This window comes from Streptosporangium sp. NPDC004631 (assembly GCF_053601935.1).
Map to the genome: position 1 here is coordinate 83306 of NZ_JBSGCR010000028.1, position 16340 is coordinate 99645.

The following is a 16340-nucleotide window of genomic DNA, read 5'->3' on the forward strand; positions in this document are numbered from 1 at the left end:
GGCGGGGAAGTGACCGTGCGAGGTCGGGAGAACAGGTGTCGGCGTCACCGCTGGAGCGGGCACCCGCCAAACAGGACCTCTACCGGGCGATGGCGCTGGCACTGCGGGTGGGCGAGCTGCTGCTCGGCAGCGGTGAGGGCACCGAGACGGTCGCCGGCGCCATGCGCAGGATCACCAACGCCTACGGCGTTCCGCACTGTGAGGCCGACGTCAACCTGTCGGCCATCACGCTGTCGCACGTCCCCTCCGACGGCAGCGTGCCGGTCACCGCGGAACGCCGGGTCCGGCGGCGCCTGCCCGACTACGACCGGCTGATCGCGGTCCACGAGATGCTCAGGGAGACCTCCGGCGGTTCGGTGCCGCTCGACGAGGCCGAGATCAGGCTGCGGAAGATCACCCGGCGGGTGCGGGTCTACCCCGACTGGTTCCTGGTCACGGCGCTCGCGCTGATCGCCTCCTCCGCCAGCATCCTGGTCGGCGGCGGCGCACTGGTGGCGGTGGCCGCGTTCGCCGCCACCGTGCTGGGCGACCGGGCCAGCGCCTGGCTGGCCCGGCGGGGTGTGGCGGAGTTCTTCCAGCTCACGGTGGCGGCGATGCTCGGCTCGCTGACGGCGGTGCTGATGGTCGCGCTCGGTGTGCCGGTGCGGGCGGAGGCCGTGGTGGTCGGCGCGGTCATCGCGCTGCTGCCCGGCCGCCCGATGGTGGCCTGCGTGCAGGACGGCATCGCCGGGGAGTACGTCACGGCGACCGCCCGGCTGTTCGAGGTGTTCTTCATCCTGACCGCGGTCATCTCCGGTATCGGCATCACGCTGTACGCGGCCGTCCGCATGGGCGTGCCGCTGACCGTGGAGGACGTGCCCGCCGCACCACTGCTGATCAGGCCCGAGCAGCTGCTGGGAGCCATCGGGGTGACGCTGTCGTTCGCCGTCGCCCTGCTCGTGCCGCCCCGCCACCTGATCCCGGCGGCGATCTGCGGAGCGATGATCTGGGTGATCTTCGTGCAGCTGCACGCCTGGCAGGTCCCGATGATCCTGGCGACGGCGATCTCGGCGGCGGCCGTGGGGCTGTTCGGCAGCGCCTACGCCGGACGCGCCCGGGTGCCCTCGATGGTGATCACAATCCCGGCGATCGGCTCGCTGCTGCCCGGCACCGCGCTCTACCGGGGCATGCTCGACGTCAGCCTCGGCCACGGGGACGCGGGCCTGGCCGGTCTGCTGCAGGCCCTGTCGACCGCCCTCGCCCTGGGCGCCGGGGTCATCCTGGGCGCGGAGATCCTGCGCGCGATCACCGGCTCCGACCTGACAAGACGGGTGCGCCGCCCGACCCCCCGTCCGAAGCCGTTCATCAGCCGCCCCGCCGCCCGCCGCACCCGAGGCTACTGACCGGCTCACCTCTCTCCCGCGCCCCCATCACCGCGCGCACGACCACCGGTCCACCTCACAGGCCGCACGGCCACCCGCCCCTCCCCGAGGGCCCGGACGAATCAGGGATGAGAATCACCGGGATTCTCCGAACCGTCAGGAGACGGAGACCGACAGTGTGGAGCCACGGCGCTCCTTGCGGACCCGCAACCGCGCGGGGACGCGGGTGCGCAGCTCGGCGACGTGACTGACGATGCCGACGGCCCGGCCGCCGTCGCGGAGGCCGTCGAGGATGTCGAGCACGCCGTCGAGGGTGTCCTCGTCCAGGGTGCCGAAGCCCTCGTCGACAAAGAGGGTGCCGAGCTCGACTCCTCCGGCCTCGCCGGTGACCACGTCGGCCAGGCCGAGGGCGAGCGACAGCGAGGCGATGAAGCTCTCGCCGCCGGACAGTGTCGCCGGATCCCGGTCCATCCCGGTCCAGCCGTCCAGGATCCGCAGGCCGAGCCCGCCACCGGACCTGCTCCGGTCGCCCGCCGAGCGGCCGAGGTCGTGCTGAAGGAGGTAACGTCCGCCCGACATGTGGTCGAGCCGCTCGTTGGCCGACTCGACCACCTGGCGCAGGCGCTCGCCGAGCACGTAGGACGACAGCCGCATGTTCCACCGGTTGTCGCCGGAGGTCCCGCCGGTCAGGGCCGCGAGCCGGTCGGCGAGGCGGTGCCGTCGCGCCGCGGGCAGCCAGCGGTCCAGGCATCCGGCCAGTTCGACGTGGAGCGCGGCCAGCCGGGCCCGGCGCGCCTCGGCCCGGTCCCGGGTGGAGAGCAGCCCCGCGTGAGCGGCGTCGGCGGCGTCCCGCGCGGCCTGCAGCTCGCCGAGATCGGGCTCCGGCTCGGCCGCGGCGGCGATCAGCTCGGGGTCGGCCAGCAGGTCGGCGACGGCGGAGCGCTCGCCGTCGAGCTCGCGGAGCCGTTCGGCCTTCTCCTCCCGCTCGGCGGGCGGGCGGGCCGCCGCGAGCGCGTCGTCGACCCCGAGGAACCCCGCCTCGGTGACCGCGGCCAGTGCCCCGGCCCGGGCCGTCGCCAGCTCGGTCGCGGTGGCCAGTTCCTCCCGGGTGGCCTCGACCGCCTCGCCGAGCAGCCCGGCCTCGCCGGCCAACCGGTCCAACCGGGCGGCCAGGGTCGGATCCGCTCCCCTGGCCTCGTCGACACGTGCGGTCAGCCGTTCGACGTCGGCGGTCAGTCGTTCCGCCGCCGTACCGCGGGCGGCCAGCGTGACCGCGAGCCCCCGTGAGCGCTCCTCCAGCTCGTTCAGCTCGACCCCGATCAGGTCGGCCTCGGCCACCAGCCCGGTCTCCGCCGCGGCCGACTCCCGCAGCATGGCCAGCGCCCGCTCGGCCGTCTCAAGCGCTCGCGCCGCGGACTCCACGGTGAGGTCCGTCCTGTCTCCGGCCTCGCGGTGGGAGACCGCCGCGTCGGCGACACGGGTGGCCGCCAGACACGCGGAGGCCAGCAGGACGGCCTCCGCCGCGAGGCGGTCGCGGCGGGCCTGAACGGTGGGGTCCGCGCCACGGGCCCCGTCCAGACGAGCGGCCAGCCGGTCGCGCTCGGCCTGCCGACCCGCTTGACGGACACGGCCCTCGGCCAGCAGTCCGGCGGCCTCCGCCGTCCGGGTCCTCACCTCGTCCAGCTCGGCCGTGACGCGGTCCGCCTCCTCGGCGAGCGCCGTCTCGGTGTCCGCGACGGCCGTCAGGGCGGCCAGTTCCCCCCCGATCTCGCCGAGGGCCTCCTGCGCCTGGCGCGCGGACAGGTCACCCGCCACGGCGAGCGCCTCGTCGAGACGTGAGGCCAGAGCGGTGGCGGTGTTCTCAGCCGAGCGACGCCGCTCGGCGGCCTCGTCGAAGGCGCTCTGGGCGGCGCGCTCGTCGGTGGCGGTGGGTGCCTCGCCTGCCGGGGCGGCCGGGGCGGGATGGTCGGGCGAACCGCAGACCGCGCAGGGCTCGCCGAGCACGAGCTTGGCCGCCAGCTCGGCGGCCATGCCGTCGATCCTGGCCTGGCGGAGGTCCTGGTAACGGTCGCGGCACCGCTGGGCCCGGTCCGTCGCCTCGGCCTGGGCGGCCCGAGCGGTCTCCAGCTCGGCGCGGAGGGCGTCACGGCGCCGGGCCGCGTCGAGCCTGGCGGCGGCGGCGTCGGCCCGCGCCCGAACGGCGGGGATCTCGGCCATCCGGCCCCTGGCCGTGGTCAGCCGCGCCGACACCTCGCCGAGCTCGGCGGGCAGCTCCTCCAGCCTCCGGCGGAGCACGGACTCCCGGTCGGCCGTCGCCCGAAGCTCGGCGTCGAGCGCGGCGAGCGAGTCGGCGAGCTCGGCCAGGTGGACCTCGTCGTCCCGGAGCCCCTCCAGCCCGGCGATCTCCTCCCGGCGCTCACGCTCCCAGAAGGCCAGCAGCTCCCGGACCTCAACCGCCTCCGGCGGGGTCTCGTCCGCGACATCCCCCGCCGACGGGCCCTCTTCCGGGACGTCGGCGTCCGGGAGACACCCCTTCGGCACGGTCTCATCCAGCACGGCGGACAGGGCGGAGAGTCCGGCCGCGAGGTCGTGACGGGCGGCGGCCAGCTCGGCTGCCAGTCCGTCACGGTGTTCGGCCGCCCGCAGGCGGTCTGCCGCGACCTCCACGGCCGACTCGGCGGCCGGGATCCTGGCGGCGTCCAGGCGAGCGGCCGAAAGGCGGGCCTCCAGGTCCCGGCGGAGGCCGGGAAGGATCGCGAGGCGGGCGTCCACCCCGGCCTGGGCCGCGCTCAGCTCGGTGATCTCACGGACGGCCAGATCACGCTCCTGGACGATCCGCACCAGGCGCGGCTCCTCGGCGCGCAGCTCACCCAGCCTGGTGATCTCGTCCTGACGGTCACGCGCCAGCGCGGTCAGCCGCTCCGGGGTGACGTCCCCGCCCGCCTCGACGAGGGGAAGCGCGCGGGCGACGGCGTCGGCGGCCAGGCGGCGGGCCTTGGTCGCGGCCTCGGCACGCTGCTCGGCGACCTGGATCAGCGGCAGCACCCGCTCGGCGCGGGCCGCCTCCGCGAGGACGACCTCCAGATCCGCCCGCTCCTCGGCGGTCTCCTCCAGCGCCCGGCCACGGGTCAGCGCATCGGCACGGCGGCGCCGCCGGTCGGCCAGCGCGACGCCCTGCTCCAGTCTCGCCCGCGCCCGCCGTACCGCGTCCTCGTGGACGGCGGAGTCGTGGCTCACCCCGGCGACCGCCTCCGCGGCGAGCGCCTCCAGCGCGGCGGCCCACCCGCGCGGGTCGTCCTCGGCGGAGACCGCCCCCGGGGACCCGGCGTGGCCGTCAGGAGGACCGGACTCCGACTCGGAGGGACCGGACTCCGGCGGGGAGCCCGCGCCTGCCGTCCCATCCACGGCGGCCTCCCCTCCGGGGACGGGGCCGTGGGCCAGGGCTGCGAGGAGGTCGGGGCCCGCGGCCTCCTCCAGGCGCTTGACCGCGAAGTCCACCTCCTTGCGGAGGGCCTGCTGCTCGCGGTGGGCCTCGGTCCGCCGCTCCGCGAGCCAGGACTCGGCGTTGGCGTAGACCTTGACGGAGAAGAGGCGCTCCAGGACCCTGCGTCGGTCCTCGCCGTCGGCGCGGAGGAACCTGGCGAAGTCCCCCTGGGGCAACATCGCGACCTGGAAGAACTGGTCGGCGTTCATGCCCAGCAGGGTGGCGATCAGGTCTCCGGCCTCGTCGACCCGGGTGGTCAGACCCGCCCACTCCCCCGAGGGGGCGAGCTCCTGGACGATCGCCTTCTCGTTCTCCCTGGTGGTGCCGGTTCCCCGGAGTTTGGGACGCTGCCAGGCGGGTGACCGGCTGATCTTCAGCCGCCGCCCCCTGATGGTGACCTCCAGCGCCACCGACGGCCCCCTGCCCGGAGGCGCGTGGTCGCAGCGCAGGCTCTTGGCGCTGTCGCGTCTGCCGGGCACCCTGCCGTAGAGGGCGTAGCAGAGCGCGTCCAGCACGGTGGTCTTGCCCGCCCCCGTGGGGCCGTGGATCAGGAACAGCCCGGCCTCGGAGAGGGCGTCGAAGTCGACCTCCTCCTCGGCGGGGAAGGAGCCGAACGCGGTGATCCACAGACGGTGCGGACGCATCTACGCCATCGCCTCCTTGATGCGGCAGGACTCGACGGCCTGGCGGATCAGCCGGGCCTCGTCGGCGTCGGCGGCCTCGCCGCGCACCTCCCGGATGAAGTCGAGCACCACCTCGATCTCGGGGCGGCCCGCCACCCTCGGCCGTGCCTCGGCCTCCGGGACGCCGCCCTCGGGATCGAAGGAGAGCGCGAGGGTGTGCTCGAAACGGGACCTGAGTCGTTCCATGGCACCCTTCGGGCGGATCGGATCGGTGAGCGTGACCTGGAGCCAGTGGTCCTCGTGGGGGGCGTACTCCGCCGAGGCGAGCAGATCGTCGAGGCGTCCCCGGAGCCGGGCGACCGGCCGGGGCACCGGCGCCTCTGCGAACTCCGCACCCACCCGGCCGTCCGGGCCGATCTCCACCAGCCAGGAGCCCTTCAGCTGACCGGCCTCGGAGAAGGAGTAGGCGATCGGGGAGCCGGAGTAGCGCACGGTCTCGCTCATCCGCTGGCGGCCGTGCAGGTGGCCCAGGGCCACGTAGTCGACGCCGTCGAAAGCGGAGACCGGGACGTGCGCGACGCCGCCGACGCTGATGTCGCGCTCGCTGTCACTGGCCTGTCCCCCGGTGACGAAGGCGTGGGCCAGGACCACCGACCGCCGGCCCCGGCGCGCGAGGTCCGCGCGGACCAGGGACATGGCGTGCTCGATCGCGGCGGTGTGGGTGCGCTCGGGCAGGTCCCAGGGGCCGCGCACCAGTTCGGGCTCCAGGTAGGGGATGCCGTAGAACGCCACGTCATCGACGATCACGGGCTCACCGGACCGTTCCGCGTCGGTGCGCAGGTGGACGCCCGCGGCGTCGATCAGACGGGCACCGAAGCCGAGCCGGCGGGCCGAGTCGTGGTTGCCGCTGATCAGCACGGTGCGCACGCCCTCGGCGACCAGGCGCTGGAGTGCCTGGTTGCACAGGTCCACCGCGTCGACGGGTGGCAGTGCCCGGTCGTAGACGTCGCCGGAGACGACGACCACGTCGACCCGCTCGGCCCTGACCGTCTCGATCAGATGGTCGACGAAGACCCCCTGGGCGGCCAGGAGGCTCTCGCGATGGAACGAACGGCCCAGATGCCAGTCCGATGTGTGCAGCACCCGCATGTCGCTTGAAGCTAACAGGCCCCGGCGGCAAATGCGGCCACTCCCATCACTCGCCTCCCGCTCCCCCTGCCCTGGAGGGCCGGTCGTGAGTACGCTTGAAGATCGAAGGGAACGATATCGGCATACGTTCATCCCGGAGGCGGGCGACGATCGGGGAGCGGGTCGGCATGCGGGTTGGCCGAGGCGTGTTGAGCATGGCAGCGGGCGTGGTCCTGCTGGTCCTCGCGACGGTGGGCTACACCCTGCCGCCTCCCTTCGACCCACCGCCGCTGACCGTGGATCCGGTCTTCCAGGCCCTGCCCGCCCAGCCGCCCGCGGAGATCAGGGCGGTCTCCGCCAACGGGCAGATCTCCGTGGAGGACATCACCGTCGACGTCGGCGACACCAGGCTCGGCGCCACGGTCCGGGCGCCGCTCACCCCCGGCAGACACCCGGCCCTGATCTTCGTTCAAGGGGCGGGGCCGGGCGCCCGGGGCGAGTTCACCACCCAGGCGGAGTGGCTGGCCAGGGCGGGAATCGTGACGCTCGTCTACGACAAGCGAAGCGTTCGCTACGACTTCCGCAACCGCGACTTCGCCCTGCTGGCCGACGACGCGCTGCGTGTGCTGGCCCGGCTGCGCCTGCGCGCCGACGTCGATCCGGCCAGGACCGGGCTCTGGGGGGTGAGCGAGGGCAGCTGGGTGGTCCCGATCGCGGCGGCCAGGAGCGACGACGTCGGGTTCACCGTGCTGGTGTCGGCCCCCAACGTCTCGCCCATGCGGCAGGTCACCTGGGCGCTGAGCGAGCAACTCGACCGGCTGCACGCCCCCGCCGGGGTGCGGGAGCTCCTCACCCGGGCGATGAGCGCGGTCCACATGAACTTCCTGCGCTACGACGGCCTGCCCGCGCTGCGCCGGATCCACCAGCCGGTCCTGGCCCTGTACGGCACGCGCGACCCGTCGATCCCGTTCGTGGAGAGCAGCAAGGCCCTGACCGGCGCGCTCGCCGAGGGCGGCAACACCGACTACACGATCCGCTACCTTGAGGGCGCCGACCACGGCATGCGCGTCCACGGCGGGCCGTTCGCCCCCGGTTACCTGCAGACGCTGGCCAACTGGGTCAGGGGGCTGCCGGGCACGGCCGCCCCCGCCGCGCACATCGCGGGCGCCGTCCCGGTCCAGCGCTACGAGGCCAGCGACGTGCCTCCCGCCCCGTGGTACGCCGGGGGAACGGTCCTCGGGCTGGCGCTCTGCCTGGCCGCCGTCGGATACGTGGTCGGCCCGGTGGCCGAGATGGTGGTACGGCTCCGCGGCCGGCAACTGCCCGCCGAGGCCAACGCCCTGGTGTGGCCGCCGATCCGGCGCCGGCTCCGCCGTATGGCGTGGACCGGGGCCGGGCTGCTCGTCTCGGTGCTGGCCTTCATCACGCTGCTGGTGCTGTTCTCGGTCAACCAGGCCGGGGCCTGGCCGGCGGTGCTCGCCGGGTGGCTGGTCATCAGGATCCTGGCCGTGCTCATGCTGCTGCAGGAGGTCACCGCCGTCGCGGCCGTCGTGTCGGGACTGCGCGAGGGCTGGGAGCCCAGCCGCCCGCAGCGGGCCGCGATCGCGGGTGTGCTGGGCGGCACCGGCCTGCTCCTGATCGCCGGGGCCTACTACAGCCTGTTCACCTTCCCCTGGTAGCAGCCGAACCGGCGGTCCATCCCGGCGAACGTCCGCTCACGCACGCACGGGCGCGGCGGACGGCACCGGGTCGTGCCCGGCACCCGGCATACGATCGCGTGATCGGCGTACCCCCGTGAACCCTGATATGCCCGCGTGAATCCTGAGGTGAACGTTTATAAGCGGGGGGCGATACCGGCTGGATGAATCCGTAAGACGCGAATCGGCGACCGGAGTGGTTGCTTATTCATTTACCCTCAAATGAGGGGTGCCGGCGGCGAATACGCCGGCCACGGGTTCCGGTTCTCCTCGACGGGATGCCGGTCGCACGGGGAGCCGTCGTCCTCTCTCCCGGATGTGTTTCCGGTGTGCTGAAATCAGGTTTTCGTGCCACGGGTGGCGGCTCGGTTTCACGCCCTCCCCTTCATTGGTGTCGGTGGATATCGGGGTTTTGGTGTGCGCTGTGACGTACATCACACTCACCTTTTTTCGCCTCTCCGACCTGGACGTTCGCGTCGATGACTGCACCATTGACCAGGGTTAACCAAGGTTGAAAATTACAGCATCCATGTCATGTCACATTAAGCAGTCAGTGAACTGCTTTCTGGTGCATTGACCATTCCCGCTGCCGCGATCATCATCCATGTTGATCGTCCTTTGTCTGCTCTCCGACGTCTTCCGGCCCCCTTTTCCCGGGGCCTGTGTCGGCATGCCTGCGAAAGGGACCGAGATGCGGGTTCGGCGCGCGCGACTGTGGTTGACGGCATTGGTGGCCGGGATCGTGGTGACCCTTCTCCTCTCCGGGATGGGTGTGCCCGAGCCTCTGCTCCAACGCGCCTCCGCCGCCGCACCCGCCTCCGGCCCCGAACCGTCGGTGAAGGGCCGCGCCGTTCCCAAGCCCAAGGTGGGCAAGGGGGCGGAGGAGACCTCACCGCCGGTGGCGAAGGCGAAGCCGCCGGTATGGCCCAAGCCGGGCAGCGCCGAGGTCGCGGTGACCTCCGCGCCGGTCAGGGCCGGCACCCTCCCGGTCCGGGTCGCCTCCACCCGCCAGGGGGGCGGGATCGGCAAGGTCAAGATCGAGACCCTGGCCCCGGAGACGGTGCGCGAACTGGGCGGTGTCGGGGTGGCCGCCAGGATCGAACGGGCCGACGGCCGTACCGGCCCGGGGAGGGTGCGCGCGGAGTTCTCCTACGCCGCCTTCCGCGACGCCTACGGCGGTAACCTCGCCACCCGCCTCCAGTTGGTGCGGCTGCCCGCCTGCGCCGTACAGACCCCCCGCCCGCGCACCTGCGTCGCGCGCCCGCGGGCGGTCACCACGACCAACGACCTCAAGGCCGGGGCGCTGACCGCCGAGGTGGAACTCGGCCAGGCCACCCCCGCCACGCCCCCCGCCCCGGCCAAGGGCGACGCCAAGGCCGCGGTGCGGGCGGCGGCCGAGGCGACCGCGGCCAGGCAGATGGCCGAGGGGTCGGTGTATGTGCTGATGGCCGGACTGACCGGCCCGGACGGCAACTTCGGCGCCACCGACCTCAAACCCTCGGGCACCTGGCAGGCCGGCACCTCCGGCGGTTCGTTCAGCTACGACTACCCGCTGCCCGAGGCGCCGTCCGCAGCAGGGGACGGCCCGGAGCTGTCGTTGTCCTACGACGCCTCGTCGGTGGACGGCCAGGGCAACTGGACCAACAACCAGTCCAGCGCGGCCGGCGCGGGCTGGGAGCTGAACGCCGGCTTCATCGAACGAAAGTTCCGCCGCTGCACGGTGGACAACTTCTACGACGCCCAGGCCAACCTGATCTGGACCGCCGAGGAGACCGGCAGCTTCGGCAAGGCGCTGTGCTGGGAGTCGCCCGACGCCGGCGACGGCGACCCGTCCACCAACGACATGTCACAGTCGGAGCTGGTGCTGAGCGTCGGCGGCCGCTCGGCGCAGATCGTCAAGGACCGCGCCTCCGGCGCCTGGAGGACGGTGCCCGATTTTGGGTGGAAGGTCGAGCAGCTGGCCGGCGGCGCCGACGCTCAGGAGTACTGGAAGATCACCTCCGCCGAGGGGCAGGTGTCGCGGTTCGGCTACACCAGGGACGCCCAGTGGCAGACGCCGTATGTCGGCAACGACGTCGGCGAGCCGTGTTATGACCGCTACTACCACAACAGGGTCCCGCCGACCTGTACCGGGGTGTGGCGCTGGAACCTGGACCAGGAGATCGACCGCAACGAGAACGTCGTCGACTACGCCTACACCTTCGAGACCAACCACTTCTGCCTGCCCAGCTGCCTGCACGAGCTGAACCGGGTACTGCCCTATCAGCGGGGCGGGTTTTTGGCCAAGGCCGAGTGGGGCCACAACACCCAGGTCGCCGGGAGTGTGCCGACCGCGCGCACGATCTTCACCACCTACGACCGCGGCGGCCTGGACGTGCCGGGCGACCTGCGCTGCGACACCCCGGCGGCTTGCGCCAACTCCGCGCTCGCCTTCTACTCCACCCGCAAACTCGATTCGGTGCTGACCGAGTCGCTGAATCCCGCCGGCCTGGGCTGGGACTCGGTGAGCCGGTTGGATCTGACCTACGCCTGGATCTACACCCGCACCGATTTCGGGGCGCCGTATGATCCGGTGCTGTGGCTGGACACCGTCCAGCACACCGGCCTGGCCGGTACCCCCACCACCACGCTGCCGGTCACCGACTTCGACGCGGTCATGCTGTCCGGCAAAATGTCGTATGACGCCATGTCGGACTGGTTGCAGCGTCTGTCGTGGCGGATGGTGCCGCGGATCGGCGCGATCGCCAACGGCATGGGCGGCCGGATCGAGGTCTCCTACGGTCAGGCCGACCCGTGCTCGGGCGGCAACGGCCGCGACGGCGGCGACTACCTCGCCGACCACGCCGGCGACTGCTACAAGGTCGACCAGAGCATCCCCGGCAACACGGCCTGGACGGTCTACTACAAGCAACTCGTCACCAAGGTCGTCGAACGCGACCTGGTGGCCGCCTCCCCGGACATGGTCAACACCTACGAGTATCGGGACGGCCCCGGCTGGGCCTCCCCCCGCCAGCACGTCGAGCCGAACCTCGCACCGCCGTCCACCGACTGGCGCGGCTACGGCACCGTTCGCACCACCCACGGCTCCGGCACCGACCCCTCCGACTTCACCGTCACCTCCCACACCTTCTTCCGCGGCATGGGCGCCACGATCACCGACTTCGAGGGCGGCACCGTCATCGACACCCCGGCCCTGCAGGGCCAGGTGCTGCAGGAACAGGCCTGGAAACTCACCGCGCTGACCCCCCGCGCCTACACCGAGGCCGAATCCACCAGGTATGAGTACACGGTCCAGCCCACCGGCAGCGGGACCGGCGCCCACGACCCGGCGTTCGTGCTGCGCACCCGCGAACGCGGCCGGGAACTCCTGACCGGCGGTACCTGGCGCTACACCGACGAAACAACCGCCTACAACGCCGACGGCCTCCCGATCAGGGTCAACGACCACGGCGACACCACCACCGCAGCCGACAACACCTGCACCGCCACGACCTACGCCCGTAACGTGGCCGCCGGGCAGTGGTTCACCGGCCTGCCGTCGACGGCCGAGCGCCGCGCGGGAGACGACTGCGCCACCGGCGCGCTGATCGGCAGGAGCATCAGCCTCTACGACGGCGGCTCCGACCCGGCGACCAACACCCCCAGCGACGGCAACGTCACCGAGACCCGCACCTACGCCGACGCCACCACCGTCTCCACCACCAAGGCCACCTTCGACGACTACGGCCGCCCGCTGACGGCCACCGACCCGCTGGGCAAGACCACCACCACCGCCTACAGCCCGGCGGTGGGCTGGCCACACACCGGGGCCACCGTCACCAACCCGCTGGGACACACCGTCACCACCCAATCGTCCCACCTGAACGGGCTGCCGACCTCGCTGGTCGACGCCAACGGCAAACGCTTCGAGATCGACTACGACGCGCTCGGCCGTACCAGCACCCTGTGGGGACCGGACGAGCCGCGCGGCGGCGGCACCCCGTCAGCGACCGTCGCCTACGACGTCTCGGCGATCGCGCCGGCCACGACGACCATGCGCAAGCTGCTATCGGGCACCGGGGCGGCCGCGAAGTATCTGACCACCTACTCCTACGACGACGGCCTCGGCCGTACCCGGGAGGTGCAGACGGACTCCCCGGCAGGTGGACGGGTGGTCGTGGCCACCGTCTACGACGGCCGGGGCCTGCCCCGGGCCGCCGGCCAGCCGGCCCACAACACCGCCGCGCCGGGCAGTGGTCTGCTCAACCCCGCGCTGACCAGCCTGCCGCAGTGGACCGAGACCGTCTACGACACCCTGCAGCGGCCCACCGCGGTGATCGAGCGCAGCCTGGCCGCCGAGCTGCGCCGTACCACCACCGCCTATCCGGGCGCCGACCGCGTCGAGGTCACCCCGCCGGTCGGCGGTAAAACCGCCACCGTGACCGACGCCGCCGACCGCACGGTCAAGACCGAGGAGTGGAAGGACGCCGTCGTCCACCACGACACCACCTACGACTACACCGTGGCCGGGCTGCTTCACAAAATCACCGACGCCAACGGCAACGTCCGCACCTTCACCTACGACTGGATGGGCCGGCGCACCGCCGCCACCGACCCCGACTCCGGCAACACCAGCACCGGCTACGACGCCGCCGGACGCATCCTGTCGAGCGTCGACGGCAACAACAGCAAGATCTCCTACAGCTACGACGACCTGGGCCGACGCACCGCCCAGTGGATCGGCGAGCCGACCGTCGGCGTCAAGGCCGCCGAATGGGTCTACGACACCCTCGCCAAGGGGCGACTGACCTCCTCCACCCGCTACAGCGGCGGCAACGCCTACACCGACACCGTCACCGGCTACGACAGCTCCTACCGGCCGACCGCCACCAAGCTCACCATCCCCGCCGCCGAAGGCGCCCTGGCCGGCGACTACGCCTTCACCTCCGCCTACGACCGCGCCGGAAACCCCACCGCCCAGGGCATGCCCGCCGCCGGCGGCCTGGCCGCCGAAACCCTCGCCCTGTCCTACACCGACCTGGGCCTGCCCAAGACGCTGACCTCGAACCTCTCGGGCGCCACCACCTACGTCAAGGACACCCTCTACACCGCCACCGCCCGGCTGGCCGAACGGCACTACGGCGCCAACGCCCAGGTGAAGCGATCCTTCACCTGGGATGAGGCGACCGGCTGGCTGAACCGGCTGACCACCACCGCCAAGGCCGACACCCCCACCCCGCAGCTTGCCCAGGACGACCGGCTCACCTACAACGCCGCCGGTGAGATCACCCGCATCCTGGACGCCGCCTCCGCCGTCCCCGGCACCAGCCCCGGCCAGTCCGAATGCTTCACCTACGACGGCCTGTCCCGGCTGACCGCCGCCTTCACCACCACCGGCGCCTCCTGCGCCTCCGGCGCCAACACCCAGGGCGTGGATCCGTACAACCAGAGCTACGCCTACGACGCGGTCGGCAACCTCACCACCCTGACCGACGCGGGCGCCGCCGCCACCTACACCTACCCCACCCCCGGCGCCGCGGCGGTCCGCCCCAACGCGGTCACCGCCATCACCCGGCCGGGCCGCACCGACACCTACGGCTACGACAACGCCGGAAACCTCACCGCCCGCACCGTCGCCGGCAAGCAGGCCACCTTCACCTGGAACCCGCTCGGCGAGCTGGACAAGGCCGTCGTCGACGGCCGGCAGACCTCCATGGTCTACGACGCCGACGGCGACCGCCTCATCCGCCGCGACCCCGACGGCTCCGCGACCCTCTACCTGGGCGCGATGGAACTGAAACTCGCCGCCGGCACGGTGCAGGGCACCCGCTACTACACCGGCCCCGACGGCTCCACCGTCGCGATGCGCACCACCTCCGGCGTGAAATGGCTGGCCTCCGGCCTGCACGGCTCGGCCCAGCTCGCCGTCGACGACACCACCGGCCAGGTCAGCCGGGAGCGCTACCTGCCCTACGGCCAGCGCCGCGGCACAGACGACCTGCCCTTCACCGACCGAGGCTTCCTCGGCAAGATCGAGGACGACTCCACCGGCCTGACCTACCTGTCGGCCCGCTACTACGACCCGTCCATCGCCCGCTTCGTCTCCACCGACCCCCTGCTCAACCTCGACAAACCCCAGTGGATCAACCCCTACAGCTACGCCGGAGACAACCCCATCGGGGCATCGGACCCCACGGGCCTGAAGCCGACATCACACTCCGGCCGAGCCGCCCCCTGCTCCAAGCCCAGCAGCATGGCCTGCAAGCTCCAGCGCAAACAGCAGGCCGACGCCAACGCCGCCGCGGCCAAGGCGGAGGTCGACCGGCAGCTCAAACTGCTGGTCGCCGCAGTCACCGCGCTGGCCAAGATCGCCGCCGACGAGCTCGGTATCACCGCGGGCATCCAGTGCTTCACCACCGGAAACCTCGGCGCCTGCGGCGAGACCGCGCTCAACGTCCTGGCCTCCCTCGCCGGCGGCCTGGTGGGCAAACTCGCCGCCAAATACGCGGCGCCCTGGAAATGGGCGAGGGCCTACGAACTCGGCAAACAGATCGGGAAACACGTCGGGGACGCCGTCAGCGGCTTCAAGGGCTGGCTGGCCGCCAAGGACAAACTCAAGATCGCCGAAAAGGCCCGGGAAGCCGCCCAGCACGCCTTCTCAGCATGCGCCAGACCAAGACCGAACAGTTTCGTGCCCGGCACCCCGGTGCTGATGGCCGACGGCACCCACAAGCCCATCGAACAGGTCAAGACCGGCGACAAGGTCCTGGCCACCGACCCCGACACCGGCCACACCGAGGCCAAGCCGGTAGTGGACCTCATCACCGGCGAAGGCGCCAAGAACCTCGTTCAAATCACCGTCGACACCGACGGCGTCAAGGACGGCAAAACCGGCGTGGTCATCGCCACCGACGAACACCCCTTCTGGGTCCCCAACCTGCGCGAATGGGTCCCCGCCACCCGGCTCACCCCCGGAGCCTGGCTACGCACCAGCACCGGAACCCACGTCCAGGTAAGCACTGTCACTAAATGGACCACCACCCACCAAAAAGTCCACAACCTCACCATCGCCGGCACCCACACCTATCATGTGGGGGGTGGAGTGGTTGGCGTCCTCGTCCATAATGCGAATGGCTGCGACTGGAGGGTTGGCGATGCTGACGATATTGCGCGCGGACACGCAGGTGGAAAACATGCCGGCGATTTCCCCGGAATGTCTCTTCGTGATCTTTCCAAGCATATCGAGGAGGTGATGAAGAATCCTTTGAAAATAAAGGAACTGAGTAATGGAAGAAGGGCCTATATGGGGCGAGATGGGACGGTCATCATCCATAACCCTGCGGGTGACGATTTCGGAACTGCGTTTAAGCCAAAAAGCCTGGATGAATACTGGGAAGGGCTCAAATAAGAGGGCGTGGATTAATTGGGAGCTTCTGAGGTATTTCCACTCTCCGACGAAGAGGTACGGCTGCTGCAACACGGGCTCTTGGAGTGGGCCGGGCCAGCTCGCTGTACTGAGGAGCTTGCTATCGCTATGGGGTTCTCAGGAGTATCGGACTTGCTTTCCTGCGGGCGCAGGATTAGATCTCTTCTTGACCAAAGAGAATGCCTTGAGCCAATTGATTGGGCTCGATCCCTACTGGCAACTGAGGTAGCTTTTGCGAGTGACGTGATGGGCTCTGGATGCGAGTGGGCGACTACTACAGGCTTATCTGACGAAGTCACAATCAAGATGCTTCGAGGTGTTCAGAAAAAACTAAGGGCCGAGATTAATCTGATCCCCATTGATCTGGAGACGAGGCCGCCCATGACGGCATCTGAGTAGAACCTTTGAGATACCGAATCTCGTTCGACGCCACAGGCAAACCCATCGAACAGGTCGAGCTCGGCGACAAAGTTTGGCCGCCGGCGCCGGAACAAGCACCATTGCCGCAGGGCCCGTCTTCACGCTTATCACCAGCCAGGGTGTCAAGCAAGGCGGAGGCGTTCTCGACCGGTGAGACGGCCGCGGCCCTGCACCGAGCTGGTGGTCGAGGGCACCCCGATGTGTAGATGACAAACGCGACCC

General features: G+C 71.1%; 5 protein-coding genes. 3 read left to right on the forward strand and 2 right to left on the reverse strand.

Features of this window, described 5'->3' with window-relative positions; genetic code table 11:
• Positions 1-35 precede the first annotated feature (35 nt).
• Positions 36-1382 (forward strand): threonine/serine ThrE exporter family protein, encoded by a 1347-nt coding sequence (locus ACWEF2_RS24640; protein ID WP_453818716.1) that lies wholly within the window; start codon positions 36-38, stop codon positions 1380-1382.
• 135 nt (positions 1383-1517) lie between these two features.
• Here ACWEF2_RS24640 and ACWEF2_RS24645 read toward each other — a convergent pair whose 3' ends face one another.
• Both ACWEF2_RS24645 and ACWEF2_RS24650 read right to left on the reverse strand, forming a co-directional pair.
• Complete coding sequence (locus ACWEF2_RS24645) at positions 1518-5489, reverse strand: AAA family ATPase (RefSeq protein ID WP_453818717.1); 3972 nt, start codon at positions 5487-5489, stop codon at positions 1518-1520.
• Entirely contained in the window at positions 5490-6617 is a 1128-nt protein-coding gene (locus ACWEF2_RS24650) for an exonuclease SbcCD subunit D (protein ID WP_453818718.1), read from the reverse strand.
• A gap of 194 nt (positions 6618-6811) precedes the next feature.
• Here ACWEF2_RS24650 and ACWEF2_RS24655 point away from each other — a divergent pair, with 194 nt between their 5' ends.
• Positions 6812-8275, forward strand: coding sequence for an alpha/beta hydrolase family protein (locus ACWEF2_RS24655; protein ID WP_453818719.1), 1464 nt, complete (start codon positions 6812-6814; stop codon positions 8273-8275).
• Positions 8276-8984: 709 nt separating this feature from the next.
• Complete coding sequence (locus ACWEF2_RS24660) at positions 8985-15680, forward strand: polymorphic toxin-type HINT domain-containing protein (protein WP_453818720.1); 6696 nt, start codon at positions 8985-8987, stop codon at positions 15678-15680.
• Positions 15681-16340 lie beyond the last annotated feature (660 nt).